The organism is Kitasatospora sp. NPDC057015 (assembly GCF_042673745.1).
Lineage (GTDB): Bacteria > Actinomycetota > Actinomycetes > Streptomycetales > Streptomycetaceae > Kitasatospora.
Window position 1 is genome coordinate 18115 of sequence record NZ_JBHUSG010000069.1, and the last position, 25738, is coordinate 43852.

The window sequence follows — 25738 nt, forward strand, 5'->3', positions numbered from 1 at the left end:
CCCCGGCCCGCGGCCGTTCGTCGTGGCGGGCCGGTTCAGACCCCGCCGGGGCCGCTGCGGCCGTCGATCAGCTCGCCGTACGCCTGGACCAGGTCGGGCAGCCGCAGGGTGGCCAGGTCCTCCCGGCTCGGGTGCCCGCCGGTGAGGGAGAGGCGCAGGTCGCGGTAGGCGCAGGACTTCTCGTACAAGGTGCGGATGAAGCGGCCGTTGCCGAGCTCGTCGATCCAGCCCTCCCGGACGACGTACGCGCAGATGCTGGCGAGCTCCTCGGTGGCGTCCTCGTCCCAGCCGTCGCCGTCCCGCCCGGCCAGGGCGGCGCCGATCGCGGTGAGCTCGCCCGGGCGGTAGCTGGGGAAGTCCACCCGGGTGGTGAAGCGGGAGTTGAGGCCCGGGTTGGTGGCCAGCAGCCGGTTCATCCCCTCGGGGTAGCCGGCCAGGATCACCACCAGCCGGTCCCGGTTGTCCTCGGCCCGCTTCAGCAGCACCTGCAGGGCCTCGTCACCGTACGCGTCGCCCTTGCTGTAACCGGAGTTGGACAGGCTGTACGCCTCGTCGATGAAGAGCACGCCGTCCAGCGCGGAGTCGATCAGCTCGTTCGCCTTGACCGCGGTCTGGCCGAGGAACTCGCCCACCAGGTCGGCCCGTTGGGCCTCCACCAGGTGATCGCCGGAGAGCAGTCCGAGGGAGTGGAAGACCCGGCCGAGGATGCGGGCCACGGTGGTCTTGCCGGTGCCGGAGGGGCCGGAGAAGACGAAGTGACGTTTCGGCGGTTGCACCGGAAGGCCCTCGCCCGCCCGCAACCGGGACATCCGCAGCTGCGCGGACAGCGCCCGGACCTGCCGCTTCACCGGGTCCAGTCCGACCATCCGCTCCAGCGCGTCGAGCGCGGCGTCCAGCTCCTGCCGGCTGCCGGACCGGCCGGGGGAGACGCGGTGCGGCTGCGCGGCCTGCGAGCCGACCGCCCGGCCGGGCAGGAAGAGGGTGGCGGCGGGGCCGGACTCGGCGGGCGAGCCGGCGCCGTTGCCGGAGCGGGCACCGGCGCCCTGCGCCGCCGGGCCGTCGAACCCGCCCGCCCCCGAACGGGGTTCGCCGCCGGAGCCGCCCGACTCCGGGCGCTGACCGCCGGTGGCGGCGGGCGCGCCGGCCGCCTCCGCGGTGCCCGGCCCGGCGGAGGCCCCGGCGGTCTCCTCGAAGCCCTCCTGGGCGCCGAAGCCCTCGTCCACGGCCGGGCCGGCCGGGTAGCCCGCCGTGAAACCGGCGGAGAGGTCGGCGGGGAGGTCGGCCGGGTAGTCGGTCGCGAATCCGGCGGGGAGGTCGATCGGCAGGCCGCCGGGGTGGTCGGGGGCCGGGCCGGCCTGGAGCGGTGCGGTGCGGCCGGCCGACGGGTCCGGGGCGTACTCCACGGAGAGGTCCTCCGGCACCTCGAAGTCGACCGGGTACCCGGTCGCCGTGCCGAAGCCGTCGGCCGCCCCGAGGTCCTCCGCCGGGTCGTAGGCCTCGTCCGTGCCGTACCCGGCCGCCGAGCCGGCCTCGCGCCCCGGGCCGCCGGCCGGCCCGGTGCCGGTGACCCCCTCCAGCAGCGCGTCCACCAGCCCGTCCTCCGCGGATATCGCCGCCAGCCGGGCGGCGGTGTCCATGAACGCCGGGTCCGCCCGGTGCACCGCCCGGTACAGCGGCAGGGCGGCGGCGCTGCGGCCGGCGCCCTCGTAGGCGCGGGCGAGCCAGTAGCGCAGCTCCTTGCGCTGCGGCTGCTCCGAGCGGCAGCGGGCCAGCGAGGCCGCGAGCGGCCCCTGGGCCTGGGCGCACATGTCCAGCCGCACTCTGGCCATGCCGCCGAACAGGCCCGCCTCGATGCCGAGCAGCGGGTCGTCCAGCAGCCGGTCGGTGTCCCGGATGAGCTGCTCCCAGTCCTTCACCAGGTAGGAGCGGCAGGCGTGCAGGAACCTCACCGAGGGGTCCTCGCCGGCCGGCGGGCACTGCGCCAGGGCGACGTCGAGTTCGGCGAGGTGGCGTCCGTCCAGCCAGTGCGAGGCGTGGGCGAGCGCGAGGTCCCGGGTGTCCTCCAGCACGGGCTGGACCCACCAGCCCAGCCAGTACCAGGAACTGAGCGGGCGTCGGTGGCGGGTCCGCTGTTCGCCGAAGCGTTTGCGGTGGCGGTGCATCGCGAGCAGGGCGCCGGAGGTGTCGCAGCGCAGGGCGTGCAGGCCCAGCCAGGCGTCGGCCATGCCCGGGTCCAGCCGTACCGCGGCGCGGAACTCCTCCTCCGCGCGCGTGTACGCGCCCGCCGTGTAGGCGTCCATCGCGCGCAGCCAGGCGCGGTCGGCGAGCCTGCCGGGGCCCGCGCCCGCGTTGTTGCCGTCGGAACTCTCCACCGTCGTCACTCACGCCCCCCGCGGTGTGCATCGGGGCTCGGCCGGCTGCTGGTTCGCCGGTGGAGAGAGCCCCCGGGGCGCATATGCGCCTGCCAGGAATCGTACCGGCGCGGAGCTGATCCGGAAGGGTGCCGCGCCAGGTCAAATCCGAACGGCGCCCGGCTCGTTGGCGTACGGGGGAAGGAGAACGGCACCTCCGGCTCACGGGGGAACAAGCCGGAGATGCCGTGTCTGTGGTTGCGCGATCAACAATCTCGCAACGAGATGAAACCTAGTTCCCGGCGACGGCCCAGGTCAAGGCCCCTTTCGGAGCTCACCGAGGGTGCCGGAGGTGATTCGTCCGGTTACTCCGTCCACCCGAAAGTCGGCATGCGGACGACTGGGATCGGCGGCGAAGTGCGCCTCCTCCGCCCTGGCCCAGTCGATCCAGAAACCGGCCAGTTCCGGACCGTCCCGGAGCTCGCCGCGCCGGCGCGCGGCCCCGGCGTCCAGCTCCATCCAGACCAGCGCGGCCAGTGCGGGCCGCAGCGCCCGGCGCCCGGCGCCCACGCCCTCGACCAGCACCACGGGCGCTGCGGGCACCGGCCGTACGCCCTCGAACCGGCGCGCGGTCCAGTCGTACACCCGGTGCCGGGCCGTGCGGCCGGCGGCCAGCGGCTCCAGCACCTCGCGCCGCAGCCGCTCCGTCCAGCCGAAGGGCTCGGCGTGCGTGGCGAGGTCGTCCAGATGGACCACCGGGGCGTCGCCGAGGGCGGCGGCCAGCCGGCCCGCGAACGTGGTCTTGCCGGACCCGGCGTGCCCGTCCACCGCGACCAGTCGCACCGGCCCGCAGGAGGGCGCCGCGCCGGCGATCCGCGCCGCCAGCGCGCCCAGTCCGGGGTCGGCCTCCCGACCGGCCAGTTCAGCCATACCGGCCACTGTACGGGCGCTCCCGCCGCCGCTCGGGCGGGGAGCGGGCGACGGCCGTCTCCGGGGTGGCCCGGGGACCGGCCGCCGGCCGTGACGGCCGGCCCGGGATCGGGCATACTCACATCGCCAGACATGTGAACGACCGTTCACCGCGACCCGGTGACGGTCGGGCCGACCTGCCACACCCGCGCCGCGCCCGCCACCACTGGGCCCGGTGCCCGATCGAGGAGGCGACCAACCGCCATGAGCCCCGCACCCGCGAAACCTGTGGACCGCCAGCTCCCCAGCGAAGAGGCCCGAGAGCTCCTGAGCCTCACCCGCGACCTGGTCCAGCGCGAGATCGAACCGCGCGCAGCCGGGGACGAGGCGGCCGACCGCTTCCCCCGCGAGGTCTTCCGCACGCTCGGCGAGGCGGGCCTGCTCTCCCTGCCCTACGGCGAGGAGTACGGCGGCGGCGACCAGCCCTATGAGGTCTACCTGCAGGTCCTGGAGGAGCTCGCGGCCGGCTGGCTCGCGGTCGGCCTCGGGGTGAGCGTCCACACGCTGTCCTGCCACGCCCTGGCCACCTTCGGCAGCGACGAGCAGCGCGCCGCCTGGCTGCCCGCGATGCTCGGCGGCGAGCAGCTCGGCGCCTACTGCCTCTCCGAGCCGCAGTCCGGCTCCGACGCCGCCGCCCTGCGCACCCGCGCCGACCTGGACGGCGACGACTACGTCGTCAGCGGCACCAAGGCCTGGATCACCCACGGCGGCCACGCGGACTTCTACAGCACCCTGGTGCGCACCGGCGAGGACGGCCCGCGCGGCATAAGCTGCCTGCTCGTCCCGGCCGGCAGCGCCGGGCTGTCCGCCGCACCGCCGGAGCACAAGATGGGCATGCGCTCCTCGCCGACCGCCCAGGTGCACTTCGACGGAGTCCGGGTGGACCGCGAGCGCCTGGTCGGCACCGAGGGCCAGGGCTTCCAGATCGCGCTCTCCGCCCTCGACTCGGGGCGCCTGGGCATCGCCGCCTGCGCGATCGGCGTGGCCCAGGCCGCGCTGGACCTCGCCGTCGACTACGCCGGCGGGCGCCGCCAGTTCGGCCGGCGGATCGCGGACTTCCAGGGTCTGTCGTTCATGCTCGCCGACATGGCCACCCAGATCGAGGCCGGCCGCTCGCTCTACCTCGCCGCCGCCCGCCGCCGCGACGCCGGACTGTCGTTCTCCAAGCAGGCGGCGATGGCCAAGCTGTTCTGCACCGACGCCGCGATGCGGGTCACCACCGACGCCGTGCAGGTGCTCGGCGGCTACGGGTACACCCAGGACTTCCCGGCCGAGCGGTACATGCGCGAGGCCAAGGTGCTGCAGATCGTGGAGGGCACCAACCAGATCCAGCGCCTGGTGATCGGACGTCACCTCAGCGGCAGCTGACGGCACGGCGGGCGGCGCCTCCCGCGGGCTGGTTCGCGCCGGATTGGTTCACGCGGGCCGGCTCAGGCGGGCGGCGTCCGGTGAGGTCGGAGTGCCTTCGCGGGTGCCGTTCGGTCCGGCGGCCCGTCCGCCTGCGGCGGTGGGCGCCGGACCGTTCCGTCCCGCGGGTGTCGCCGCCGTCAGCGGCGGACGAGCTGCGCCGCCGGGCGCCGGGCGGCGGTCCGGCGGGTCGCGCCGCGCTGGGCCGGGACGGCGTCGGCGGCCGGCTGCGCCGGCTCCGGTGCGGGGGCGGCCTTCACGGGGCTGTGCGGGAGGGCGTGCGAGAAGGGCTGGGTACGCCAGTCCAGCGCGGCGGGCAGGGCCAGCAGGCCCTCCAGGCCGGGCGCGACGGCGTCCTCCGGGACGTCGATCTCGGTCAGGTCGTCCGCGGGCACGCCCGAACCGGGGCACAGCGCGGGGGAGAAGGGGTGCCAGGCGGTCGGCAGGACGGCGTGCTGCGGGAGCCGCTCCTCGTCGCCGAGCAGGGCGATCGGACGGTCGCACTCGGGGCAGTGCACCCGGATGATCTCCCAGGTGTCGGCCTCGCCCGGGTCGGTTCCCGGGGTCGGGCCGTACGAGACCGCGAAGGTGTCGCGGTCGCTCGTATCGTGGGTGTCGTCCGCGCTCAGCGAGCGCTCGTCAACGGCAGACATGGTGATCCCCCTCGGATCGGGCCGGCCTGGTCGGCCAGGGCCACAACCAGCATTTCCCGCCGACGGAGCCTCATAACCCTGCGGTGGATGGCACGGTGATGCACGGGGTGTGTCGTTCGCCACATTCGCCGGGCACATGACAGCTTTGATATGCGGCGGCTCGCCGCCGGAGCGCTTCGGTCCGGCGCTGACGGTCATCGCTCCGTCGCTCCCTCCTTCGTCGGTCGCTCCCTCGCTCTCTCCCTTTCAGCACCGGCGCGCTCCTTTGGCTCGCCGCCGGGCGAGCGGTGCGCCGGGGCCACTACGGGAGTGGCTCGCGGCCGGGTGGGTGCGGGGCCGGCAGGCTCGGCGCCGGAGCGCACCTTCCCGCGGCGGCGCCCGACCGCTCACGGCGGGTCAGGGAGGCCTGCCCCTGGCGCACGACCCCGATGCGCCGAGCCGTGACGGCACCCACCACAGGCCCGGCTGCGAGCCAAAGGAGCGCGCCGGTGCCGAAAGCGAGGAGCGCGGGAGCGACGAAGGAGCGACGGAGCGACGACCGTCGGCACCGGACCAAAGCGCTCCGGCGGCGAGCCGCCGCCAAAAAGGAGAGTAGGTTTGCGCCTTGTGGAGGATCTCGACCAGCGCATCGTTCAGCTGCTCCTTGAGGACGGCCGGATGAGCTACACGGACCTGGGCAAGGCCACCGGCCTGTCCACCTCGGCGGTGCACCAGCGGGTGCGCCGCCTCGAACAGCGCGGGGTGATCCGCGGCTACACCGCGATCATCGACCCCGACGCGGTCGACCTCGCGCTGACCGCGTTCATCTCGGTCAAGCCGTTCGACCCGAGCGCCCCGGACGACACCCCGGAGCGGCTCGCCGGGCTGCCCGAGATCGAGGCCTGTCACAGCGTGGCGGGTGACGAGAACTACATCCTCAAGGTGCGGGTCGGCGCCCCCGGCGACCTGGAGGACCTGCTCGCCCGGATCCGCAGCGCGGCCGGCGTCTCCACCCGCACCACCGTCGTCCTCTCCACCCCGTACGAGGCGCGCCCGCCGAAGCTCTGAGACGAGCCCCGCGGCCTGCGCCCGGACGGTACGGGTGCAGACTTGCCCCATGACCGAACGCACCTCCCGGACCGTGCTGCTGCGCGGCGGATCCGTCTACAGCCCCGCCGACCCCTTCGCCACCGCGATGCTCGTCGAGGGCGACCACGTCGCCTGGGTCGGCAGCGACGGCGCCGCCGAGGCCTACACGGACGTCGCCGACGAGATCGTCGAGCTGGACGGCGCGCTGGTCACGCCCGCGTTCGTGGACGCCCACGTGCACGCCACCTCCGCAGGCCTGGCGCTCACCGGGCTCGACCTGACCGGCTGCCCCTCACTCGACGAGGCCCTCGCCCGGATCGCGGAGTTCGTGCGGGCCGCCCGGGGCCCCGGGGCGCCGTCCGGCGTGCTGATCGGCCACGGCTGGGACGAGACCGGCTGGCCCGAGGGCCGGCCGCCGACCCCCGCCGAGCTGGACGCCGCCGCCGACGGCGCGGCCCTCTACCTCTCACGTACCGACGTGCACTCCGCGCTCGCCTCCACCGCACTGCGCGCGCTCACCCCCGGACTGGACGCGCTGCCCGGCCACACCGGGACCGGCACGCTCACCCGCGACGCCCACCACGCGGTGCGCCGGGCCGCCCTGGCCCATCTGACCGAGGAGCAGCGCCGGGCCGCCCAGCGGGCCGCCCTGACCCGCGCCGCCTCGCTCGGCATCGGCGCCGTGCACGAGTGCGCGGGCCCCGACATCTCCTCCGAGCAGGACCTCACGGCCCTGCTCACCCTCGCCGGGCAGGGCGACACCCCCGAGGTCTTCGGCTACTGGGGCGAGCTGGGCGGAGTCGAGGCCGCCCGCCGGCTGGGCGCCGTGGGCGCCGGCGGGGACCTCTTCGTGGACGGCGCGCTCGGCTCGCACACCGCCTGCCTGCACACGCCGTACGAGGACGCGCCGCACACCGGCACCGCCTACCTGAGCGCCGAGCAGATCGCCGACCACGTCGAGGCCTGCACCGAGGCGGGTCTGCAGGCGGGCTTCCACGCCATCGGCGACGCCGCGCTGACCGCCGTCCTGGACGGGGTGCGGGCGGCGGCCGACCGGGTCGGCGCGGCCCGGGTGAAGGCGCTGCGGCACCGCGTCGAGCACGCCGAGGCACTCGACGACAAGGCCGTCGCCGCCTTCGTCGAGCTCGGCCTGGTCGCCTCGGTGCAGCCCGCCTTCGACGCCGCCTGGGGAGGCCCGGACGGCATGTACGCCCAGCGGCTCGGTGCCGAGCGGGCCGCCCGGCTCAATCCCTTCGCGGCGCTGCTGCGGGCCGGTGTCCCGCTGGCCTTCGGCTCGGACGCCCCGGTGACGGCCCTCGACCCCTGGGGCACCGTCCGCGCGGCCGCCTTCCACCGCACGCCCGAGCACCGGATCTCGGTGCGGGCCGCCTTCACCGCCCACACCCGCGGCGGCTGGCGCGCCCTCGGCCGCGACCAGGACGGCGTGCTGGTGCCGGGCGCGGTCGCCAGCTTCGCGGTCTGGGCCACCGGCGACCTGGTGGTGCAGACCCCCGACTCCCGGGTGGCGGGCTGGTCGACCGACCCCCGCTCCGGCACTCCCGGCCTGCCCGACCTCAGCCCGGGCCGGCCGCTGCCGGTCTGCCTGCGCACGGTGGTCCGGGGCCGGACCGTCCACCTGGCCTGACCGCCGCCCGGCCGTGCCCCGGCCGCCGTCCGGCGGGCTCCGCGCGTCGGTCGGCGGCCCGCGGGCGGGCCCGCCCGGGCCCGCTCAGCGGTCACCGGGGGCGTGGCCACCCTGTTATCCGGACGCCCGCCGATCCGGGGTACGGTCTTCGCACGGCGTCCGGACAACGGACGGCGAAGACCGCGCGAACACGTACGACCAGAGAGATGGTGCGCAGGTGGCACTGCCCGTCACGCAGGAGCGGTCGGCCTCCGGGCCCGTGCCCGGGGCGCCCGCACAGGCGCCGGTGGCCGGCCGGGGCGCCCGTGCGCTCGCCAAGGTCCGTGCCGGACTGCCCCGGACGGGGCTCGCCGTCCTGCTGGGTCTGCTGCTCGGCGCGGCGTTCCCCCCGTACGACCTGTGGCCGCTGTCGATCGTGGCGGTGGCGGGGCTCTCGCTGCTCACCCGCGGCCGGACCGCCCGGCAGGGCGCCTGGACGGGCTTCGCCTTCGGGCTGCCGTTCTTCGTGCTGCTGCTGAAGTGGCTCACGGTGATCGGGACGGACGCGATGATCGGCCTGTCGGTCGTGGAGGCGCTGTTCGTCGCGGCGCTCGGCGCCGGTCTCGCGGTGACCTCCCGGCTGCCCGGCTGGCCGCTCTGGACGGCCCTGCTCTGGGTCACCCAGGAGTGGGCCCGGGACCGGCTCCCGCTCGGCGGGTTCCCCTGGGGCAGGCTGGCCTTCGCCAACACCGCGACCCCGTTCACCCCGCTCGCCGCGCTCGGCGGCGCCCCGCTGGTGACCTTCGCGGTCGCCCTCTGCGGCGCCCTGCTGGCCTGGGCCGCGCTGCGCGTGCGCGGTCCGCGCCGGGCCCCGCGCGCCGCCGCGCTGGCCGCGCTGGGCGCGCTGGGCGCGGTCGCGGCGCTCTTCGCCGGCTACGCCGTGCCGGTGCCGACCGCGCCCGACGACACCCTCAAGGTCGCCATCGTCCAGGGCAACGTGCCCAATCCCGGGATGGACTTCCTCGGCCGCCCGATGCAGGTGCTCAACAACCACGCCGAGGCCACCGAGAAGCTGGCCGCGGACATCGCGGCCGGCCGCCGGGAGCGCCCCGACGTGGTGATCTGGCCGGAGAACGCCTCCGACCTGGACCCGTTCAGCGACCCGTTGGCGTACCAGCGGATCGACCGGGCGGTGAAGGCCGTCGGCGTCCCCACCCTGATCGGCACGCTGGTCGACGGCCCGGACACCCAGCACGTGCAGAACGAGGGCATCGTCTGGGACCCGAAGACCGGGCCGGGCGCCTCGTACACCAAGCAGCACCCGGTGCCCTTCGGCGAGTACGTGCCGTTCCGGGCCCAGCTGTCCAAGATCATCACCCGGCTGGACCGGGTCGCCCGCGACTTCTACCCCGGCACCTCCACCGGGGTGATGCAGCTCGGTCCGGCCCGGATCGGCGACGTGATCTGCTTCGAGGTCGCCTACGACGAGATCGTCCGCGACACCGTGAACCAGGGCGCCCGCGTCCTGGTGGTGCAGACCAACAACGCCACCTACGCGCTCAGCGGCCAGCCCGACCAGCAGCTCGCGATGTCCCGCCTGCGCGCCGTCGAGCACGGCCGCGCCGTGCTGATCGCCGCCACCAGCGGCATCAGCGGCGTGATCGCCCCGGACGGCTCCGTGGTCACCCGCACCGACGAGCTGACCGCCGCCGAGATCGCCGCCACCGTCCCGCTGCGGGACGGCAGGACGGTGGCCGACCGGCTCGGCGCCGCCCCCGAGTGGACGATGGCGATCGCCGGCCTGCTCGCCTGCGGCGCGGCCGTTGCCGCCGGGGTGCGCCGCCGCCGCGCGACGCCCGCGCCCGGAACACCCGCCGCGGACGACGCGTTGGACCAGGTGGTGCCGTAGCCGCCCCGGAGTCCGCCGGGCGGTGCCGAGAGCACCGCGATGGAGTGGATCCGTACCGTGACCCAGCAAGCCACCCCCGCCCGCCCGGCCCCCCGGGGCAGACTCCGGCGGGTGCTGCCGCTGCTGATCACCGCCTGGCTGGTCCTGGAGATCTGGATCCTGGTCCAGGTCGCCTCGGCGATCGGCGCCTTCGCCGTCCTGATGCTGCTGCTCGCCGGTGTGCTGACCGGCGGCTGGCTCATCAAGCGCGCGGGCCTCAGGGCCTTCTCCGCGGCGGTCGAGCAGAGCCGTGACCCCAAGCCGCAGCAGGCCCAGACCGGCACCAGCCTGACGGTGCTGGCCGGGCTCCTGCTGATCATCCCCGGTTTCCTCTCCGATCTGCTGGCCCTGACCCTGCTGCTGCCGCCCACCCGGGCGCTCTGGCGGGCCGGTGGCCGCCGCGCGGCGGGTGCCGCGCTGCGCCGCTCCCCGGTGGCCGGGACCGATCCGTTCGCGGACGCCGTCCGGCTCCAGGAGCAGCTGCGGATCCACCGCCCCGACGGCAAGGTGGTCCAGGGCGAGGTCGTCGACCCCGCCCAGGGCCCGCAGGGCCCCGAGACGGGCTACCGCCCGCCGATCGCCGGCTGACTCCCGCGCCGACGGCCGAGCCGTACCGGGGGCCGGCCCGCACGACACGTCCACGTCCGACGCCCGCGGGGCGGGGGCGCCCGCACACCGGGCCGCTCCCGCCCCGCGGGCGTCGGGCGTCCACGGCTGCGGGGTCGGGCCCCGGCGGTTTCGGGTGTGCGTTTCCGTACCCGGTCCGGGGTGTGCACACCCGTACTTCCGGGTCCCGACCGGACCTGCGGGAGCCGGGCACGCGGGAGGTAGGCGTCGAAAGTCGCCGCTCGCCTCTCGCCGGTCTCCTCGGCCCCGAGGCCCCACGGTCGTACCGGCGGAATCCCGACCGCCGGGCACGCGAAAGGGACCCTGAATTCTCAGGGTCCCTTTTCGGTAGCCTCCCGCTGGGGGCGGGAGCGAGGTCAGGCGCTCTTGCGGGTGTCGCGCGGGTGCACCGCGAGATTCATCCCACCGGAGCGGAGCACGGCCAGCCGCTCGGCCAGCACCTCCTCCAACTCCTCGCGCGTCCGGCGCTCCATCAACATGTCCCAATGGGTACGCGTGGGCTTGGTCTTCTTCTCCTCCGGCTCGTCACCGTCGAGAAGTACTGCTTCCTGGCCGCAGAACCGGCATTCCCAAGCCGAGGGAATCTCCGCTTCCACGGAGAAGGGGACCTCGAATCGGTGCCCGTTCTGACATGCATACTCGACGGTCTGGCGCGGAGCCAGATCGATACCGCGGTCGGTCTCGTAGCTAGTGGCCCCGAGTCGCGTGCCGCGAAGAGCTCGCTCGCTCATGAATCGTGCCTCCCGGGCTTATGGCCCACAGGACTAGTTGGTCGCTGTTCTTCGTCAGTACGGTCAACGCCCGGCTGTCGACGAAGATTCCCGTCCGGGGACATGCGTCGTTTGGCGTGCCGCCCCTGTTTGTACCCATCAGCGCCCGATTTGTCACATCTGGCCGGTGATATCACCCTAGGTGTCACTAATTTCACAACTGGTGATCAGTTCGGGTTTCAACCATGAGCGTACCGGTCCGTGACCTTCCCGGCGCGGCCGGGTCCGGTGCACCCGGCCGGACCGCGCCGCGCGGTGCACCCGGCCGGCCGATCGCCGCGCCGCGCGGCTCACCAGACCGGGCGCGGGCGGACGGGAGCGTGCTCCTTGCCCAGCTCCACCGGCCGCTCGGCCCCGGCCTCCGCCGGCCGGCGGTCCGCCTCCGCCGCCGGCTGCTCCTCGCCGCGGCGCACCGCCTCGGCGGCCGGCACGCTCGGTGCGGGCGCCTCGGTCCGGGTGTCCCGGTGCGGGAGCAGGGCGATCACCGCGTCGCGCAGCTGCGCCGGGGCCTCGTCGTCCAGCGGGTCCACGGTGGCCGGCACCTGGAGCCGGACGGGCGCGGAGTTGCCGATCCTGGCGTACCCGCGGCCGGCGGGGGCGTGCGCGGCGGGCACGATGTCCAGCGGGGCGCCGAGCGCGGCGTGCCCCTCCTCGGGAGTGGTGGGCCCGAGGACGACCCGCGCGCGGGTGGTGGCGCGCAGGGTCGGGGTGATCCGGTCCCGGGCTTCGATGTCGTCGGCGATCACCACGGTGACCCGGGCCGCCCGGCCGTGCCGCAGCGGGGTCTCCAGCAGGTCCTGCGGGTCGGGGCGGCCCTCGGCGTGCGCCAGCTCGCTGAGCTCGGTCGGGTGGTCGAGCAGGATCCACAGCGGCCGGGTGACGTCCTCCGGCGCGGTGGCACCGGCGTGCCGGGCCGCGTTCAGGGCGGTCAGCCGCCTGGCGGTCTCCTGCGCCGCCCACTCCAGGGCGGCCAGCGTGCCGTGCAGGCTGGTCTCCACCGTGTGCACGCCCGGCCGGTTGACCAGGCAGGCGTGCTCGCCGGTGCCGGCGCCGTCGATCAGCACGAGGTCGGCGAAGGGCAGGGCCTGCAGCGCGATCGAGCGGATCAGGGTGGAGGTGCCGTGCCCGGTGGCGCCGAGGGCCAGCAGGTGCGGTTCGGCGGAGCGCGGGCCCGTCCGCCAGATCACCGGCGGCTGCTGGGCGCTGACCCCGGCCTGGTTCACCGGGATCATGCGCCGGCTGCCCGCCTCGTCGGTGAAGCCGAGCACGATCTCGCCGGGCGCCGTCACGAAGCGCTGGGCGCAGATGTCGGTGGCCAGCGGCGCCAGCGCGCTGACCCGTAGCCGGTTGGACTCCTCGTCCCACTCGAAGCGGTACTCGCGGGCCCGGCCGGCCTTGCCCTGGACGACCTGCTCGATCCGGGCCCGGGCGCCCGGCTCGGTGTCGGTGAAGTACGCCGGGTACGCCAGGTGCAGCTCGGTCAGCCGGCCCTCGGGGTCGAACTCCCAGGACTCGAAGGCCGTCCGGAACCCGTTCTCGTTGCCGTACAGCGGGCTGAGGTCGTCGGGCGCGGCCAGGTACGGGGTGAGCGCCGCGTACAGGGCGGTCAGCTTGACCTCGGCGACGTCCGGCTCGGGCGCGGCGGGCGGCGCCTTCGGCGCCCGGCCCACCCAGGCGGAGCTGGCCATCAGGGCGACCAGTGCGAAGAGCGGGCCGTGCGGCAGCAGGAAGACGCCGAGCGCCACCGCGGCGCAGAGGAACAGCGTCGGCCCGCGCCGGTCCTTGGGGGTGGCCTGCCAGCGGCCCTTCGCCCAGTCGGCGTGGCGCCGGAGCCCGCGGCCGATGAGGGTGATCGGCGCGAACATGTCGGCGGCGTGGTCGCCGGCCGTGCGGGCGAGGGTGCGGCCCTTGCTGAGGTGGCGGTTCAGGGACATTCCTGGGACTCCCCGGGCGAGTGGGACGGGTCGGTGGGGGTGGGTCGGTGACGGTCGGGTCGGTGACGGGCGGATCGGTGGGGGCGGATCGGTGACGGTCGGGTCGGCGGCGGCCGGGTCGGCGAGGGGCGCGGCGGCCGTGGGCACGGCCGGTGGCGCGGGGCTGCGGGGGCGCGGGTGAACGGGCAGGCCCGGGGCGGTGGGATCCGCGCCCGGGCCTGTGCGGGGGAGTGGCGGCTCAGAACTTGATGCCGCCGAGCAGTCCGGCGAGGCTCGCGCCGCCCGCCGTGATGCTCGGAGCGATGGAGGAGCCCGCCACGTAGAAACCGAGGAGGGCGCAGACCACGGCATGGGAGATCTTTAGTCCGTCCCGGCGGAAGAAGAGAAAGGCGATGGTGCCGAACAGGACGATGCCTGAAATGGAGAGGATCACGCGTCTGCTCCTCGGGGAGGGTGACAGGGACAGTGTCACGGAAAGTGCCCTAATCGTGACAAAAAGTAATAGATGATGGAACGGCGCAAACGGGTGGTTCACCCTGGAAAGCTGATGACGGGTGTATGCGAACCGCGCCGGGAAGGCCGATCCACGGCTCCGTTCCGCCGCCCCGAGCCATTCCCGGGTCGATGCCCCCCGGGTGCTGCCGGCCGGGGGAAGTTCGCCCGATCGGACGCGTGACCACTACGTCGACGTGTCGACATCTCGCGCCCCGGCGGCAGGTGTGCTCCACATACCGGACGCACGCTGGATCGCCGGTGCACCCGGCCGCTACGGTGCCGTACGTCACGTCCTCCCGCTGAAAGGTCTCCCTCATGGCCGACACCGCCGGCTCCACCGGTCCCGCCGACTCCGCCGACGCCCAGGGCTCCGCGCCGCAGACCCCCGACGCCGACGTGGTCGAGCTGGCCGGCCGGCTGTTCGACGCCGCCCGCACCGGTGACTCGGCCACCCTCGCCGCCTACGTCGACGCCGGCGCCCCCGCCAACCTCTCCAACGACCGGGGCGACACCCTGCTGATGCTGGCCGCCTACCACGGCCACACCGCCGCGGTGCAGGCCCTGTTGGAGCGCGGGGCCGACCCCGACCGGGCCAACGACCGCGGCCAGACGCCGCTGGCCGGCGCCGTCTTCAAGGGCGCCGACGACGTCCTCACCGCCCTGCTGGCCGGCGGCGCCGACCCCGAGGCCGGAACCCCGTCCGCGGTGGACACCGCCCGGATGTTCGGCAAGGACGACCTGGTGGCCCGCTTCACCGCGCGCTGACGGGGCCTCCCCAGGGCGGCCTCGCCCGGGGCCCGGTCGCCGGCCGGGCCCCACGTAGGCTGGTCCACCATGGAGAGCACCACACAGAGCACCGTCGAGATCCGCGTCACCGGCTACGGGCACCCCGACGCGCAGCGGCTGTCGGCGGAGGTCCAGGAGGAGTACGTCCGCCGCTACGGCGAGGGCGACCTCACCGCCATGCACCCGGACCACTTCGAGCCGCCGGCCGGCCTCTTCCTGATCGCCTACCTGGAGGGCGAGCCGGTCGCCTCGGGCGGCTGGCGCGCCAAGAAGGCGGACCCGCACGGCCTGCGGGACGGCGACGCCGAGCTGAAGCGGATGTTCGTGGTGCCCTCGGCCCGCGGCCGGGGCCTGGCCCGCGCGCTGCTGCGCCGGCTGGAGGAGACCGCCGCGCTGGCCGGCCACACCCGGGTGGTGCTGGAGACCGGTACCGAGCAGCCGGAGGCCATCGCGCTGTACGCCTCCGAGGGCTACGCGGACATCCAGAAGTTCGGCATCTACCGCGAGCACCCGCAGAGCGTCTGCATGGGCAAGGCCCTGCCGGCGTCCCCTGTGCGGGCCTGACCCCGTCCGTTCCGTACGAGCCCGTCGCGCCCGTCGCGTCCGTCGCATCCGTTCCGTCCGTCCCGTCCGGTCCGTCCCGTCCGGTCCGTCCCGTCCGGGTGGCCGGGGCGCTCCGGGCGGTCGGGTGACCGCCCGGCTGGGTAGGCTCCCCGCCGACGGGCGACGGAGGCGGGGGCGATGACCATCGACAGCGAGCCACTGGTGTCACTGGTACGGGACGGCCTGCGGGGGGTCGGCACGGGCGCGGTCTGGGCGGTGGGCGGCGCGGACGGGCTCCACGACGAGGGTGCGCACGGCCCGCTCGGGCGGGAGGAGCGCGGCCCCGCGATGGCGCCGGACACCCTCTTCGACCTGGCCAGCCTGACGAAGATCGTCGCACTCTGGCCCTGCGTCGGCGCCCTGCGGGCGGCCGGGCTGCTCCCGCTGGACGATCCGCTCGGCGACTACTGGCCCGAGACGGCGGGCCATCCGGTCGGCGCCCTCAGCGCGCGGCGACTGCTGACCCACACCGCCGGGCTGCCGCTGCGCACCAACTTCGCCCGGCTCTACGGCACCGACCCGGCGGCCGTCCGCTCCGGCGTCCTCACCGCGCCGCTGCACCGCCCGCCCGGCGAGGCCGTCGAGTACACCGACCGGGCAGCGATCATCCTCGGCTACCTGGTCGAGTCCCTCACCGGCACCCCGCTGGCCCGGCTCGCCGCCGACCGGGTCTGGGACCCGCTCGGGATGACCGACACCGCGTTCGGACCGCTCGACCCGGAGCGGCGGGCCCGGACGGCGCCCACCGAGTTCGACGAGGCCACCGGCGGCTACCTCCGAGGCGTGGTGCACGACCCCTCGGCCCGGCTGCTCGGCGGCGCCTGCGGCAGCGCCGGCGCCTTCTCCACCGCCCGCGACCTCGGCCTCCTGCTGACCGCGCTGCTCGACCCCGGCTCCGAGTGGCGCTCCTGGGTGGCGGAGTCCCTGCGCGAGCAGACCGGCGGGCTGCTGCCCGCCCGCGGCCTCTCCTGGCTCTGCGCCCCCGGCACGGACCCGGCGGACGGGACCTTCGCCCACTACGGCTTCACCGGCACCGCGATGTGGCTCTCCCGCCGCCGGGGCCGCTGGGCCGTGCTGCTCACCAACAAGGTCCACCTCAACCGCGACCTGCAGCCGCTCACCGACCTCCGCAACGCCTTCCGCCGCGAGGTCTTCGGCTGAGCCCGGACCGCCGGCCGCCGGCCCACCCCACCCCGCCACGAGGGCGGAGCGGCCGGCGGCGGGGCGGCCCGGCGGCGGGGCGGGAGCCGGCCCTCAGAGCAGGGTCCGCCAGTAGTACCAGAACCGGTTGAGTACGAGCAGGGCGATCACCGCGTACCAGAGGACGGGCACCACCCAGTGGTACCGGGCGGCCTCCCGGACGGCCGGGCGCAGCCGGGCCGGGACGGACAGCACCCCGGTGCGCAGGTTGTGCAGGGTGACGTACCAGAACAGGGCGATGCAGGTTGCCCAGACGGCCATGCAGTACGGGCAGAGCGCCCCGATCCGGTAGAGCGCCTGGACGATCAGCCAGTGGGTGAACGCCAGGCCGAGCACCGTGCCGACGTGCAGCCCGAGCCAGAACCACCGGCGGAACGCGGCGCCGGCCAGCGATGCCGCGCCCAGTGCGAGCACGACCGCGAAGGCGGCGATGCCGAGCAGGGGATTCGGGAACCCGAAGACCTCGGCCTGCTCGGTGCGCATCACCGAGCCGCAGCTGATCACCGGGTTGATGTTGCAGCCGGGGACGAACGAGGGATCCGCCAGCAGCCGGAGCTTGTCGTGGGTCAGGACGGCGGAGGCGAGCAGGCCGACCAGCCCGGCGACGAGCAGCAGCAGGGCGAGGGCCCGGCCGGCCGGAACGGGCTCCCGGGCGGACCTGCCGATCGGGTCGGCGGGGTCGGCCGGGCGGGTCGCGTCGGCGGGGTGGGTCGGTTCGGTTCGGGGCGGGCGCGCGGCGCGCGCGGACAGGGCGGTCATCGGAACGGACTCCAGGGGTGCGGGGCTCCGGTGGGTACGGCGGGGGGCCGGTCCGGCCCCTGGCGGGCCGGACCGGTGCGGATCCGTCTCGGATCGGTGGGCGCCGGGTGTGCTGGGCGAGCTGGGTGTGCTGGACGCGCGGTGCCGGCGGCGAGCGGCCGGCGCCGGCTCACTGCCCGCCGGCGGCCTGCCTAAGCTGGGCGGTGAGCTGCTCCGCCGTCAGGACTCGGCCGTTGCCGTCGGCGAGCTTCACGGCCTTGCCGTCCAGCTTGACCGTGGGCGTGCCGGTCACCCCGCTGCCGTTGAACGCCTCGGCGACCTTCGCCGCCCACGGCGCGTAGGTGCCGTCGGTGACGGCCTTGGTGAAGGCCTCGGTCTTCAGCCCGGGGACCTGCTCCGCCAGCGCGAGGATGCGGTTGACGTCCCCGAACCCGTCCTCGCGCTCCTCGGGCTGGTTGGCGTAGAGCACGTCGTGGAACTGCTTGAACTTGTCGACGCCCTCGTTGGCGGCGGCCCCGGCGGCGGCCAGGGCGGTGCGGGACCCGCGGCCGCCGAGGTTGACGTCGAGGAAGGCCGCCAGGTGGTACTCGATCCGGTAGGTGCCCTCGTCGGCGAGCTGCTGGACGGCCTTGCCGTGGGCCTTCTCGAAGGTCTTGCAGACCGGGCAGCGGAAGTCCTCGAAGACCTGCAGGGTGTGCGGGGCGTCCGGCTTGCCGTAGACGATCACGGTGCCGTCCGGGCCGGAGGTGTTCGCGGGCACCACGAGGGGCGCCGCGGTACCCGCCGCCCGGGCCGGGTCGCCCGTGGCGCCGGTGCCGGCCGCGGCCGGGGCGCTCCCGCCGCCGCCGGCGGTGCCGATGGCGAGAGCGGTTCCGCCGGCCAGGGCCAGGACGGCGGCGACGGCGGTGCCCACCACGATCCGGCGGCGGGTGCGGGCGGCCCGGAGCTCCTGGAGGTGGGCCTCCTGGATGCGCTCGCGGGCGGTCGGCAGGGTCGCGCGGTGCGGGTTCTGCAGCGGTGCGGTGGGCCGGTTCGCGCTCGGGTTCTGGTTCGCGCTCGGGTCCGGGCTCTGGGACGGGTGCGTGTTCCGGGTCATCGGGGTCGACTCCTGTGCGGATGCGGCGCGGGCGGGCGCGCGGCCCTCGGCACGGCGCCCGGAGGGCGGGTGCGGGGCGGGTGCGGGTGGCCCGGCGCGGGACGTGTGGGCGCGGACGTGTGCCGCGCGGGACGGTCGGTGAGGCTCCGCCGCCGACATGCCGTCGACGTACCGTCGGCCGGGCTACCCGGGACGCCGCTGAGGGCGCGGTGGACGGTGACGAGGTGTCAGCAGGCGGGCGCGGGCACCGGCGGGCCGCGGCGCGGCGCCGGGGAGCGCAGGACGTCCCGCAGGCGCGGGCGGGGGCGGTTCGAGACCGGCAGCGGGACCCGCAGCACCGGGCGGCCCGGGACGGGCGCGAGCAGCAGCCTCCGCAGCGGGGCGCCGACCCACTGGCGCAGGGCGTCCAGCGCGTCGGCCAGTCCGCTCAGCGCGGCCTCGCCGAGGCGCAGCCACAGCGCGGCGGCCAGGGCCGCCGTCAGGTGCACCAGCAGCAGGAAGAGCTGGGTGGCGGCCGGTGCGACCGGGCCGGCGTGGCCGAGCGGGCCGGGGAGGAGCGAACCGTCCACCGAACCGCCGCCGCAGACCAGCAGGTTCATCCCGCGGACGGGGCCGTGTAGGGCCCCGACGGCCGGCGCACAGGTCGCCTGCCCGAGGTTGAAGGTGGTGTTGAGCAGCAGCTCGACCGGGACGAGCACCGCGGAGATCTGCAGCAGCCGACGCTCGGAGCCGGCCAGCGCGGCCGCGACCAGGAAGACCACCGCGGTCGCGGCGGCCACCAGGTTCAGCGGCAGCGGGCGGCCGGTGACGACGACCTGCCCGGCCGCGGACAGCGGCACGGCGAGCGCGGTGAACACCGCTGCCCGCAGGGCCCTGGTCGCGTGGCTGGTCGTCATGTTCCCGGAGTATGCCACGGAGTGGGGCGAGCGGACGAGACCGCCCGGGGAGCACCGGACCGTCGACGCGGTGACCGTCGACGGGCCGGCCGCACGGGTGTCGTGCCCTCGCCCTCCCGTTCGTCACCGGGGCGCCACAACGTCACTCCTGGGGCGGTTTACGGCGGGAATCCGAGTGATCGACGGTGGGCGGCCCTCAGGGCGGCTACAGAATCAGCCGATGGACAACGCCCCCCACTCGCCGCAGGTACCTCAACTGCCGCAGGTGTCCCACACATCGCAACCGTCCGCCTCCCCACATCAGCCCCACCCGACCGGTGCATCGCGCACGTCCGACGGCCACGGCTCCTCCGACGGCCACAAGCCCTCCCACGACCAGGACGACGACGCGTCGGACCACCACGGTCCCTCCCACGGCCCCTCCCAAGGCCACGACCACGGCCCGTCGGACGGCCACCACGAGCCCCACGAGCCGGACGAGTCCGACCACCACCAACCGTCCGACCACCACCAGCCTCCGCACCTGCCGCATCCACCCCATCCACCCCACGTGCCGCATCCGCCGCACCCGCCGGCCCCGTGCGAACCCCCACCGCCTCCGCCGCCCTGCCCGCCGCCGAAGCCCGAGCCCCCGCTGCCGCCGGTGGTCCACCCGCCGGACCCACCGGTGCCGCCGCCCCCGCCACCCCCCGATCCGCCGTCCCCACCCGCCCCGCCACCGCCGCCACCCCCGCCGGTGAAGGCGGCGGCGCCTGAGCCGGTCAAGGCCGCTCCGGCCGCCGCGGTGCCCGTCCCGGCGAAGCCCGCCCGGCCCAAGGCCACCGTGCAGACCCCACCGCCCGCCCCCGCTGCGCTCCCGTCACCGCCGGCAGCCGCTCCGGTCGCCGGAACGGCCGTCCCGGCGCCCCCGCCGCCGCTCGCGGTGGCACCCGAACCCGTGCTGGACCCGGTGGTCTGGTCCGTCGTCCTGCTCGTCACCGTCCTCGTCCCCGCGGCACTCGCCGCGATCTTCCACGCCCCCACCAGGAGTCGCAGATGAACCCCGCCCCGATCGTCGGAGCCCTCGCGGCAGCGACCGTGGCCCTGATCAGCCTCGGCGTCGCGCAGCGGCTGCGCCCCGCCCTCCCCGAGGGGGAGGAGGCGGACGGCCCGCACCCCGTCCTGTCCACCATCGGCGGCGGACTGCTCTCCGGGTTCGTGCTGCTCACCGGATTCCTGGTGGCCACCGGCTGGGCCGCCCACAGCACCCAGGTGGTTCCGCCGGTCGGCCTGTACGCGGCCGATCTCGCGGCTGGCTGCGCGGTGCTGGTCTATCCCTCCCTCGCCGGCCTGCCGTTCAGCGGGCGGCACGCGACCGCCGTCGGGCTGTTCGGCGCGCTGGTCGGCTACACGCTCGCGCTGGCGATCCAGCTGCGGCCGTAGCGCCCGGCGCGGGCACCGGCGCCGCCGGTCCCGGGCGCGGACCTGCGGAGGTTCTACGCTGGAGGCCAGAGCTTCGGGCCGGCCGGGCGGTGCGCCGGCCGGTCGAGTCGACCCGCGAGGGGGTGTCCAGGTGCCGGCATCCACCACCACCGTCGGCGCGGCCGTCCTGGCCCGGCTGGCCGCCCAGGCCGAGGTGCTGGCCGCCCTCGACCCGGCCGTCCGGGCGGACGAGCCGGACTCCGTGCACCGGATGAGGGTCGCCTGCCGGCGGTTGCGCAGCGCCCTGCAGACGTACGGCCGGCTCTTCGCCGGGAGCCGGACGCGCGAGCTGGCACGTGAACTGAAGTGGCTCGGCGCGGTGCTCGGGCAGGCGCGCGACCGCGAGGTGCTCGGCCGTCGGCTGCTCTCCGGGGCCCGCGACCTGCCGCCGGAGTGCCGACCGGAGGAGCTCGCCGAGCGACTCGCCCGCTGGTCGCAGGAGGAGTACGAGCGCGTCCGGCCGGAGGTGCTGCTGGCGATCGACAGCCCCCGCCGGCGGGCGCTGGCGGTCGCCCTGAACGGGCTGCTGGCCGATCCGCCGCTGCGCGGCAGGGCGGCCCGGCCCGCCCTGGCCGAGCTCGCGCGGGTGGCCGCCCGTGAGCAGCGCCGCACCGCGGCCCGGGTCCGGGCGGCGCAGGCGGCCGAGCCGGGACCGGACCAGGACACGACGCTGCACGAGGCCCGCAAGGCCGCGAAGCGCGCGCGGTACGCGGCGGAGACGGCGGAGCCGGTCGCCGGTCGCCCGGCCCGGCGCTACGCGGACCGGATGAAGGCCGTGCAGGAACTGCTCGGCGAGCACCAGGACGCGGTGGTGGCCGCCGCCGCCCTGCACGGGCTGGCGACGGGCGCGTCCGCGGTACCGCCGGGCCCGGCGGCGGAGGGCGACGGGGAGTCGGTCCGCGCCGAGGCCTTCGGGTACGGCGTCCTGTACGCGGGGCAGCTGGCCGCCGGAGCCGTCGCCCGGGAGGGACTGCCGGCGGTCTGGGCCCGGGCGGCCGAGCACCACCTGGCCGACTTCGGCTGACCGGCGTGCGCCGCACGTCTCACGGCTCCGGCTCCGGCTCCGGTTCCGGCGCCGGGTCGAGGCCGGCCGTGCGCGCCGCCGTCCGCAGGACGTCCCGCAGCATGACGGGGGTCAGCCGGCCGGTGAAGGTGTTGCGCGGGCTGACGTGGTAGCAGCCGAAGAGCTCCAGCGGCGGCCCGCCGTCCGCGGCCGGCAGGCTGACGTGCGCACCGTGGCCGAAGGCCGGCCGGGGCCGGGGCGGTTCCCAGCCGGCCGCGGCCAGGGCCGGCAGCAGCGCCTGCCAGGCGAATCCGCCGAGCGCCACCACGGCGCGGGCGGTCGGCCGCAGCAGTGCCAGCTCCCGGGCGATCCACGGGCGGCAGGTGTCGCGCTCGGCCGGGGTGGGCCGGTTGTCGGGCGGCGCGCAGCGGACGGGGTCGGTGATCCGCACCCCGTACAGCTCCAGCCCGTCCCCGTGCCGGACGGAGTCGGGGCGGGAGGCGAGTTCGAGGCGGTGCAGTTCGGCGTAGAGGAGGTCCCCGGACGGGTCGCCGGTGAAGATCCGGCCGGTGCGGTTGGCGCCGTGGGCGGCCGGGGCGAGGCCGACCAGGAGCAGCGGGGCGTCCGGCGGGCCGAAGCCGGGGATCGGCCGGGCCCAGTAGTCCCAGTCCAGGTAGGCCCTACGCTTGGTCCGCGCGGCCTCCTCGCGCCAGGCGACCAGCCGCGGGCAGGCCCGGCAGTCGACCACGGCGGCGTCCAGCTCGGCGAGGTCGTGGCAAACCTGCGCCGCGTGAGCGGGGTGGGCGGGGTCCGCCGGCTCCGCCCGGTCCGCCGGCTCCGCCGGGCGGTGCGTGCGCGCGGTACGGGCTGGCTGCGGCTGGTCCGGCATGGCCCCGATCCTATGCACGTCCGGGGCCCGGACCCGCGCCGCGGACCGGTGTTTCGCGGGCTTCGCCGGCGCGCGTTCCCGGGGCCGGTCCGGCGGCCCGTTCCGGTGCTGCCCGGGCAGGCGTAGCGTGGAGTTGGCTGCTCCGGAGATCGTCAGCCCGGCCCGAACACCGGCCGGGCGGGGGCGGCCCTGGTGCCCGAGGTGGCGGCGATGCTGATTCTCGATGTGGTGCTGGCGCTCCTTGCGGTCGCGGCCGTCTGGGCGGGGTTGAGCTTCCGCGTGGTCCAGCAGTTCCAGCGCGGCGTGGTCTTCCGGTTCGGGCGGGTGCGCGAGGAGGTGCGCCAGCCGGGGCTGGTGCTGCTGCTGCCCGTCGCGGACCGGCTGCACAGGGTGAACGTGCAGATCGTGACGATGCCGATCCCCGCGCAGGAGGGCATCACCCGCGACAACGTGACCGTACGCGTGGACGCGGTGGTGTACTTCAAGGTCCTCGACCCCGTCCGGGCGGTGGTCAACGTGCAGGACTACGGCTTCGCGATCTCCCAGGTCGCGCAGACCTCGCTGCGCTCGATCATCGGCAAGAGCGAGCTGGACGACCTGCTGGCCAACCGCGAGCCGATCAACCAGGGGCTGGAACTCATGCTGGACACCCCGGCGATGGGCTGGGGCGTGGAGATCGACCGGGTGGAGATCAAGGACGTCGCGCTGCCGGAGTCGATGAAGCGCTCGATGTCCCGGCAGGCCGAGGCCGAGCGTGAGCGGCGGGCCCGGATCATCACGGCGGACGGCGAGTTCCAGGCCTCGGCCCGGCTGTCGGAGGCGGCCGCGGTGATGAGCGCGACCCCGGCGGCACTCCAACTGCGGCTGCTGCAGACGGTGGTGGAGGTCGCCGCGGAGAAGAACTCGACCCTGGTGCTGCCCTTCCCGGTGGAGCTGCTGCGGTTCCTGGACAGCGCGACCGCCGCCAACGTCCGCAAGGGGTCGCAGGGCGAGGCCGCGGGCGACGGTCAGCCCGGCGTGGTGGAGGCGGTGGAAGCCGTCGAGGCGGCCCGCCGGGGTGTCGAGCAGCTCGAACTGCCACCGCTGGAAGAGCTGTTGGCGAAGATCCCGACGGAGGACCGGGCGGCCTCGCCGGTGCCGCTGGCGGACGGCGCGGACGGCGCCGGACCGGTGGCCGGACCGGTGGAACGCGGGCGCGAGTGACCTGGCCCGGCGCCCGTCGAGGTGCCCGGTGGCGGGGTGCCCGGGGGCGGACCACGATGGGAACAGGGGTGGGCGAGGACGGGGTACGAGGGCGGGTACGGACACCAGGAGGCCTGACCATGACCAGAGCCGGCGACATCATGCACGCGGGGGCCGAGTGTGTCGGCGAGCACGACACCCTCGCCGACGCGGCCAGGATCATGCGGGAACGGGATGTCGGAGCGCTTCCCATCTGCGGCGACAAGCAGAAGCTGCTGGGCATCCTCACCGACCGGGACATCGTGCTGAAGTGCGTGGCCGAAGGGCGCGACCCGAGCCAGGTCGAGGCCGGGGAACTCGCCCAGGGCCGCCCGATGGTGGTCGAGGACGACGAGGACACCGACCAGGTGCTCCGGGTGATGGAGCAGCACCGGGTCCGCCGGCTGCCGGTGATCAACCACCCCGACCACGAGCTGGTCGGGATGATCAGTGAGGCGGACATCGCCCGCGGCCTGCCGCAGACCAGGGTGGCGGAGTTCGTGTCGGTGATCTGCGCCCGATAGCGCCGCGAACCGTCGCGACGGGTCGCGGGTGCCCGGTCCACCCGTACCGATCCGGTACGGGTGCGTGCCGTCCCGCGCGCGGCGCGTGTCCGACCCCGCAGCAGACCCGCTGCGGGGTCGGTGGCGTGCCCGGTGCGGCGCCGGATCGGCCGGGCCCGACCGGGTGGCGACCGGAGCGGGGTGGTTCCGAACCGCCGCCCGGCGCGTGTTCTCCGTAGGCGGAGCGTGTTCCCGCGCCCGCCGTGGGCAGCCGAGAGGACACCGTTCATGCAGACGCCCGGATTCGACCGCCGGTCCTTCCTCCGTACGGCGGCCGCCGTCGGCCTGCCCGCGCCGGCCGCGCCGTCCGCCGCCGGGGCGCTACCGCCCGAGGCCGGGCGGATCCTCGACCGGGTCCGGGGCGAGGTCGGGCCGCAGGCCGCGTCGGCCGAGGAGGGCGGGGCGGCGGGCACGGCCTTCCGCTGGCTGGGCACGGCCGGCTGGCGGATCGACCACGGCGACCGGACCGTCCTGTTCGACCCCTACCTGACGCGCTTCGGCACCGGGCTGTTCCAGGACGGCGGCCGGTTCGACCCGGCCACCCCGCTGGTGACCGACCCGCTGCTGGTCGACCCGCACATCGGCGCCCCGGAGCTCGTCCTGGTCAGCCACAGCCACTGGGACCACATCAACGACGTCCCGCACATCGCGACCGGGACGGGTGCGACGGTCGTCGGCACCGAGACCTCGTACCACCTGCTGCGCGCCCTCGGGGTGCCCGCGTCGCAACTGGTCGTGGTGAAGGGCGGGGAGGTGTTCGACTTCGGCGGCGGCCTGACGGTGGAGGTGGTGTCGAGCCGGCACAGCCGCAACGAGCAGCGCCGCTACCTCGCACCGGGGACGGTGAACGCGCTGCCGCCGCGGGCCCCCGCCACGGTCGGGGATCTGCCCGAGGGGGACACCCTGGCCTTCCAGGTCGGCTTCGAGGGCGGGCCGACGGCCTTCCTGATGGGGGCGAGCGACTTCGCGGAGCGGGAGGTGGCGGGTCTGCGGCCCGATCTGGCGATGGTCGCCGTCCCCACCAGTACCGCGACCCACCGGTACGTCCCCCGGCTGATGCGGGCGCTCGGGTGTCCGCGCACGGTCGTCCCGGTGCACTGGGACGTCTTCGAGAGCCCGCTGGTGAACCCCGTCCGGCCCGACCCGCACGCGGACCTGGCCGCGTTCACCGAGCAGGTCCGGCAGGCCTCCCCGGGGACCCGGGTGGTGGTGCCCGACTACCTGACGCCGCGGACCTTCTGACGTCGTGGACGCTCGCGCGGACGGTGTCCCGGGCGGGCCGCCCGGCGTCGCGCGTCCGACGTGAGACGTGAACGGACCGGCGGGGGGGCCCCGGCGGGGGGGGGCCCCCCCCGGGGGGGGGGGGGGGGGGGCGCCCGGGGGGGGGGGGGGGTGAAAAAAAAAAAAAACCCCCC

24 protein-coding genes are annotated in these 25738 nt (G+C 75.6%); 14 read left to right on the forward strand and 10 right to left on the reverse strand.

Annotated elements, in window-relative coordinates; all coding sequences use genetic code 11:
• Positions 1 to 35: 35 nt before the first annotated feature.
• Both ACFTWP_RS38245 and ACFTWP_RS38250 read right to left on the reverse strand, forming a co-directional pair.
• Positions 36 to 2300, reverse strand: a complete 2265-nt coding sequence (locus ACFTWP_RS38245) for an AAA family ATPase (protein ID WP_380269776.1) — start codon at positions 2298 to 2300, stop codon at positions 36 to 38.
• A gap of 366 nt (positions 2301 to 2666) precedes the next feature.
• A complete protein-coding gene (locus tag ACFTWP_RS38250) occupies positions 2667 to 3281 on the reverse strand; it encodes a uridine kinase (protein ID WP_380269750.1) in 615 nt (204 codons plus the stop codon).
• 243 nt (positions 3282 to 3524) lie between these two features.
• Here ACFTWP_RS38250 and ACFTWP_RS38255 point away from each other — a divergent pair, with 243 nt between their 5' ends.
• Positions 3525 to 4688, forward strand: coding sequence for an acyl-CoA dehydrogenase family protein (locus ACFTWP_RS38255; protein WP_380269751.1), 1164 nt, complete (start codon positions 3525 to 3527; stop codon positions 4686 to 4688).
• 179 nt (positions 4689 to 4867) lie between these two features.
• On the opposite strand, the gene ACFTWP_RS38260 is transcribed toward ACFTWP_RS38255, so the two are convergent.
• The gene (locus ACFTWP_RS38260) at positions 4868 to 5380 is read right to left on the reverse strand and encodes a hypothetical protein (protein WP_380269752.1); all 513 of its coding nucleotides are present in this window, start codon (positions 5378 to 5380) and stop codon (positions 4868 to 4870) included.
• A gap of 606 nt (positions 5381 to 5986) precedes the next feature.
• Here ACFTWP_RS38260 and ACFTWP_RS38265 point away from each other — a divergent pair.
• The 4 genes from ACFTWP_RS38265 to fxsA all read left to right on the forward strand — a co-directional run bounded on the left by ACFTWP_RS38265 (position 5987) and on the right by fxsA (position 10608).
• The gene (locus ACFTWP_RS38265) at positions 5987 to 6427 is read left to right on the forward strand and encodes an Lrp/AsnC family transcriptional regulator (RefSeq protein ID WP_045694655.1); all 441 of its coding nucleotides are present in this window, start codon (positions 5987 to 5989) and stop codon (positions 6425 to 6427) included.
• Positions 6428 to 6476: 49 nt separating this feature from the next.
• Entirely contained in the window at positions 6477 to 8093 is a 1617-nt protein-coding gene (locus tag ACFTWP_RS38270; RefSeq protein ID WP_380269753.1) for an amidohydrolase, read from the forward strand.
• Between the two features lie 217 nt (positions 8094 to 8310).
• On the forward strand, positions 8311 to 9981 hold the full coding sequence (gene lnt, locus ACFTWP_RS38275) for an apolipoprotein N-acyltransferase (protein WP_380269754.1): 1671 nt from the start codon (positions 8311 to 8313) through the stop codon (positions 9979 to 9981).
• A 57-nt stretch (positions 9982 to 10038) separates the two neighbouring features.
• Positions 10039 to 10608: an FxsA family membrane protein gene (gene fxsA / locus ACFTWP_RS38280; RefSeq protein WP_380269755.1), complete on the forward strand. Its 570-nt coding sequence runs from the start codon at positions 10039 to 10041 to the stop codon at positions 10606 to 10608.
• Positions 10609 to 11003: 395 nt separating this feature from the next.
• Here the strand turns inward: fxsA and ACFTWP_RS38285 are convergent, their stop codons facing one another.
• The 3 genes from ACFTWP_RS38285 to ACFTWP_RS38295 form a co-directional block, all read right to left on the reverse strand.
• Complete coding sequence (locus ACFTWP_RS38285) at positions 11004 to 11378, reverse strand: RNA polymerase-binding protein RbpA (protein WP_030396357.1); 375 nt, start codon at positions 11376 to 11378, stop codon at positions 11004 to 11006.
• Between the two features lie 329 nt (positions 11379 to 11707).
• Entirely contained in the window at positions 11708 to 13351 is a 1644-nt protein-coding gene (locus tag ACFTWP_RS38290) for a hypothetical protein (RefSeq protein WP_380269757.1), read from the reverse strand.
• Between the two features lie 238 nt (positions 13352 to 13589).
• Positions 13590 to 13784, reverse strand: a complete 195-nt coding sequence (locus tag ACFTWP_RS38295; RefSeq protein WP_073921277.1) for a hypothetical protein — start codon at positions 13782 to 13784, stop codon at positions 13590 to 13592.
• Positions 13785 to 14161: 377 nt separating this feature from the next.
• On the opposite strand from ACFTWP_RS38295, the gene ACFTWP_RS38300 reads away from it, so the two are divergent.
• The 3 genes from ACFTWP_RS38300 (at position 14162) to ACFTWP_RS38310 (ending at position 16396) form a co-directional block, all read left to right on the forward strand.
• A complete protein-coding gene (locus tag ACFTWP_RS38300) occupies positions 14162 to 14611 on the forward strand; it encodes an ankyrin repeat domain-containing protein (protein WP_380269758.1) in 450 nt (149 codons plus the stop codon).
• Between the two features lie 69 nt (positions 14612 to 14680).
• Positions 14681 to 15196, forward strand: coding sequence for a GNAT family N-acetyltransferase (locus tag ACFTWP_RS38305; protein WP_380269759.1), 516 nt, complete (start codon positions 14681 to 14683; stop codon positions 15194 to 15196).
• A gap of 177 nt (positions 15197 to 15373) precedes the next feature.
• Positions 15374 to 16396: a serine hydrolase domain-containing protein gene (locus ACFTWP_RS38310; protein ID WP_380269760.1), complete on the forward strand. Its 1023-nt coding sequence runs from the start codon at positions 15374 to 15376 to the stop codon at positions 16394 to 16396.
• A 93-nt stretch (positions 16397 to 16489) separates the two neighbouring features.
• Here the strand turns inward: ACFTWP_RS38310 and ACFTWP_RS38315 are convergent, their stop codons facing one another.
• The 3 genes from ACFTWP_RS38315 to ACFTWP_RS38325 all read right to left on the reverse strand — a co-directional run bounded on the left by ACFTWP_RS38315 (position 16490) and on the right by ACFTWP_RS38325 (position 19186).
• Positions 16490 to 17194 (reverse strand): vitamin K epoxide reductase family protein, encoded by a 705-nt coding sequence (locus ACFTWP_RS38315; protein WP_380269762.1) that lies wholly within the window; start codon positions 17192 to 17194, stop codon positions 16490 to 16492.
• Positions 17195 to 17363: 169 nt separating this feature from the next.
• A complete protein-coding gene (locus tag ACFTWP_RS38320; protein ID WP_380269763.1) occupies positions 17364 to 18290 on the reverse strand; it encodes a DsbA family protein in 927 nt (308 codons plus the stop codon).
• Positions 18291 to 18517: 227 nt separating this feature from the next.
• A complete protein-coding gene (locus ACFTWP_RS38325; protein ID WP_380269765.1) occupies positions 18518 to 19186 on the reverse strand; it encodes a hypothetical protein in 669 nt (222 codons plus the stop codon).
• Between the two features lie 736 nt (positions 19187 to 19922).
• On the opposite strand from ACFTWP_RS38325, the gene ACFTWP_RS38330 reads away from it, so the two are divergent.
• The 3 genes from ACFTWP_RS38330 (at position 19923) to ACFTWP_RS38340 (ending at position 21671) form a co-directional block, all read left to right on the forward strand.
• Complete coding sequence (locus tag ACFTWP_RS38330; protein ID WP_380269766.1) at positions 19923 to 20225, forward strand: hypothetical protein; 303 nt, start codon at positions 19923 to 19925, stop codon at positions 20223 to 20225.
• Positions 20222 to 20608 carry a hypothetical protein gene (locus ACFTWP_RS38335; protein ID WP_380269768.1) on the forward strand — a complete coding sequence of 129 codons (387 nt, stop codon included), beginning with the start codon at positions 20222 to 20224 and terminating at the stop codon, positions 20606 to 20608. Before ACFTWP_RS38330 ends, ACFTWP_RS38335 begins: the two co-directional genes overlap by 4 nt.
• A gap of 130 nt (positions 20609 to 20738) precedes the next feature.
• Positions 20739 to 21671: a CHAD domain-containing protein gene (locus tag ACFTWP_RS38340; RefSeq protein ID WP_380269769.1), complete on the forward strand. Its 933-nt coding sequence runs from the start codon at positions 20739 to 20741 to the stop codon at positions 21669 to 21671.
• A 19-nt stretch (positions 21672 to 21690) separates the two neighbouring features.
• Here the strand turns inward: ACFTWP_RS38340 and ACFTWP_RS38345 are convergent, their stop codons facing one another.
• Positions 21691 to 22539, reverse strand: a complete 849-nt coding sequence (locus ACFTWP_RS38345; protein ID WP_380269771.1) for a uracil-DNA glycosylase — start codon at positions 22537 to 22539, stop codon at positions 21691 to 21693.
• A 210-nt stretch (positions 22540 to 22749) separates the two neighbouring features.
• Here ACFTWP_RS38345 and ACFTWP_RS38350 point away from each other — a divergent pair, with 210 nt between their 5' ends.
• The 3 genes from ACFTWP_RS38350 to ACFTWP_RS38360 all read left to right on the forward strand — a co-directional run bounded on the left by ACFTWP_RS38350 (position 22750) and on the right by ACFTWP_RS38360 (position 25565).
• Entirely contained in the window at positions 22750 to 23742 is a 993-nt protein-coding gene (locus ACFTWP_RS38350; protein WP_380269772.1) for a slipin family protein, read from the forward strand.
• Positions 23743 to 23861: 119 nt separating this feature from the next.
• Entirely contained in the window at positions 23862 to 24284 is a 423-nt protein-coding gene (locus tag ACFTWP_RS38355) for a CBS domain-containing protein (protein WP_380269773.1), read from the forward strand.
• A 267-nt stretch (positions 24285 to 24551) separates the two neighbouring features.
• Positions 24552 to 25565 (forward strand): MBL fold metallo-hydrolase, encoded by a 1014-nt coding sequence (locus ACFTWP_RS38360; protein WP_380269774.1) that lies wholly within the window; start codon positions 24552 to 24554, stop codon positions 25563 to 25565.
• Positions 25566 to 25738: the final 173 nt, after the last annotated feature.

What these genes read in the sequence shown, in the direction of transcription:
- ACFTWP_RS38350 (WP_380269772.1), top strand. Translation starts at nt 22,750, where the DNA reads ATGCTGATTCTCGATGTGGTGCTGGCGCTCCTTGCGGTCGCGGCCGTC.
- ACFTWP_RS38270 (WP_380269753.1), top strand. Translation starts at nt 6,477, where the DNA reads ATGACCGAACGCACCTCCCGGACCGTGCTGCTGCGCGGCGGATCCGTC.
- ACFTWP_RS38345 (WP_380269771.1), bottom strand. Translation starts at nt 22,539, where the DNA reads ATGCCGGACCAGCCGCAGCCAGCCCGTACCGCGCGCACGCACCGCCCG.
- ACFTWP_RS38260 (WP_380269752.1), bottom strand. Translation starts at nt 5,380, where the DNA reads ATGTCTGCCGTTGACGAGCGCTCGCTGAGCGCGGACGACACCCACGAT.
- ACFTWP_RS38310 (WP_380269760.1), top strand. Translation starts at nt 15,374, where the DNA reads ATGACCATCGACAGCGAGCCACTGGTGTCACTGGTACGGGACGGCCTG.
- ACFTWP_RS38300 (WP_380269758.1), top strand. Translation starts at nt 14,162, where the DNA reads ATGGCCGACACCGCCGGCTCCACCGGTCCCGCCGACTCCGCCGACGCC.
- ACFTWP_RS38245 (WP_380269776.1), bottom strand. Translation starts at nt 2,300, where the DNA reads ATGGACGCCTACACGGCGGGCGCGTACACGCGCGCGGAGGAGGAGTTC.
- ACFTWP_RS38355 (WP_380269773.1), top strand. Translation starts at nt 23,862, where the DNA reads ATGACCAGAGCCGGCGACATCATGCACGCGGGGGCCGAGTGTGTCGGC.
- ACFTWP_RS38250 (WP_380269750.1), bottom strand. Translation starts at nt 3,281, where the DNA reads ATGGCTGAACTGGCCGGTCGGGAGGCCGACCCCGGACTGGGCGCGCTG.
- ACFTWP_RS38325 (WP_380269765.1), bottom strand. Translation starts at nt 19,186, where the DNA reads ATGACGACCAGCCACGCGACCAGGGCCCTGCGGGCAGCGGTGTTCACC.
- ACFTWP_RS38305 (WP_380269759.1), top strand. Translation starts at nt 14,681, where the DNA reads ATGGAGAGCACCACACAGAGCACCGTCGAGATCCGCGTCACCGGCTAC.
- ACFTWP_RS38335 (WP_380269768.1), top strand. Translation starts at nt 20,222, where the DNA reads ATGAACCCCGCCCCGATCGTCGGAGCCCTCGCGGCAGCGACCGTGGCC.
- ACFTWP_RS38290 (WP_380269757.1), bottom strand. Translation starts at nt 13,351, where the DNA reads ATGTCCCTGAACCGCCACCTCAGCAAGGGCCGCACCCTCGCCCGCACG.
- ACFTWP_RS38360 (WP_380269774.1), top strand. Translation starts at nt 24,552, where the DNA reads ATGCAGACGCCCGGATTCGACCGCCGGTCCTTCCTCCGTACGGCGGCC.
- ACFTWP_RS38320 (WP_380269763.1), bottom strand. Translation starts at nt 18,290, where the DNA reads ATGACCCGGAACACGCACCCGTCCCAGAGCCCGGACCCGAGCGCGAAC.
- ACFTWP_RS38315 (WP_380269762.1), bottom strand. Translation starts at nt 17,194, where the DNA reads ATGACCGCCCTGTCCGCGCGCGCCGCGCGCCCGCCCCGAACCGAACCG.
- ACFTWP_RS38285 (WP_030396357.1), bottom strand. Translation starts at nt 11,378, where the DNA reads ATGAGCGAGCGAGCTCTTCGCGGCACGCGACTCGGGGCCACTAGCTAC.
- ACFTWP_RS38255 (WP_380269751.1), top strand. Translation starts at nt 3,525, where the DNA reads ATGAGCCCCGCACCCGCGAAACCTGTGGACCGCCAGCTCCCCAGCGAA.